1 protein-coding gene and 1 pseudogene are annotated in these 1528 nt (G+C 46.5%); both read right to left on the bottom strand.

Features of this window, described 5'->3' with window-relative positions; all coding sequences use genetic code 11:
* Positions 1 to 887 (bottom strand): serine hydroxymethyltransferase (glyA, locus tag BSG1_RS19470; protein WP_006838965.1); only part of this gene is annotated, 887 nt, incomplete at its 3' end.
* A gap of 281 nt (positions 888 to 1168) precedes the next feature.
* Positions 1169 to 1528, bottom strand: a pseudogene (locus tag BSG1_RS19465) (TIGR01440 family protein); the annotation flags it as partial.

The following is a 1528-nucleotide window of genomic DNA, read 5'->3' as shown; positions in this document are numbered from 1 at the left end:
AGGGATTCACCCAGGCGCTTCGCATTGTCGATGACATTCTGCGCATATGTTTTAAAATCATCTTGGAGTGCTTCACCGAAAGCGACGGCTTTTGCAGCGATGACGTGCATCAAAGGGCCGCCCTGAATGCCAGGGAAGATTGATTTATCGATTTTCTTCGCATATTCTTCTTTACAAAGAATCATTCCGCCGCGCGGTCCGCGAAGCGTTTTGTGCGTCGTTGTCGTTACAAAGTCTGCGTGTGGAACCGGGTTCGGATGAAGTCCTGCAGCAACCAGCCCGGCAATATGAGCCATATCCACCATTAAGTATGCTCCTACTTCATCAGCGATTTCGCGGAACTTGGCAAAATCAATTTGTCTCGGATACGCAGATGCACCCGCTACAATCATTTTCGGCTTATGTTCAAGCGCTTTTTGGCAGACGTCATCATAATCAATGACCTGCTTGTCTTTATCTACTCCATACTCGACGAAATTATATTGGATTCCGCTGAAGTTCACGTGGCTTCCGTGAGTCAAGTGGCCGCCATGCGACAAGTTCATTCCAAGGACTGTATCTCCCTGTTCTAAAACAGTGAAATAAACCGCCATGTTTGCCTGAGCTCCAGAGTGCGGCTGGACATTGGCATGTTCTGCACCGAAAATTTCCTTCGCACGGTCGCGCGCAAGGTTCTCAGCAACATCGACATGTTCACAACCACCATAATAACGACGGCCTGGATAGCCTTCTGCATATTTATTGGTCAACACAGAGCCCTGCGCTTCCATGACAGCTTCACTTACAAAGTTTTCTGAAGCAATCAATTCAATTTTCGTCTGCTGGCGATGCAATTCATCTTGAATAGCTTGGTATAACTCTTGATCTTGTGCTGCAATCTTGCTCATACGGATCCCCCTTCAAATTACGGAAAACGATTACATTCCGTTTATATCAATCTCGCAATATTTCAAATTCCTCCTATATTCTAACATGATTCCCACACAGAATAAACGAATAAAGTGGGGTGATGGGTTGGCGCTTTATCGCTTTAAACCACTAAGAGGGACAGTCCCCTTTAGTGGTTTAAAGTACTGAAAGGGACTGTCCCTCTTCGTGCGTTAATGTACTAAAGTGCTTTCTTGCACATAAAAAATAGCGGACATTTCATCCGCCATTTTGCCTTGCTTTAGCAAGATTTATTTTCCGGTAATGGTTCATAAACAGCCCGCGTTCCGCCGATAAGTTTAGGTCTGGTTTTGGCGAGCGTTACGTGTGCTTCTCCAAGCATCTTCTGAGATACCCGGACAGGAACCGCAACATGTTTCAGATGCATGCCAATGAACGTCTGGCCGATATCGATTCCGGCTTCTGCTTTGATAAACTCGACGACCACAGGATCTTCAAACTTTCCATAAGCATAGGTGGCCATGGCACCGCCGGCTGTTCTGACCGGGATCACTGATACTTCTTCATAGCCTCTTTTTCAGCCCACTGCCTTTCCATCACCAATGCACGGTTAAGTGTTCACAGCATTGAAAGCCACCCC

The organism is Bacillus sp. SG-1 (assembly GCF_000181495.1).
GTDB lineage: Bacteria > Bacillota > Bacilli > Bacillales > Bacillaceae_B > Rossellomorea.
This window is presented reverse-complemented; position numbering and strand designations above follow the sequence as displayed.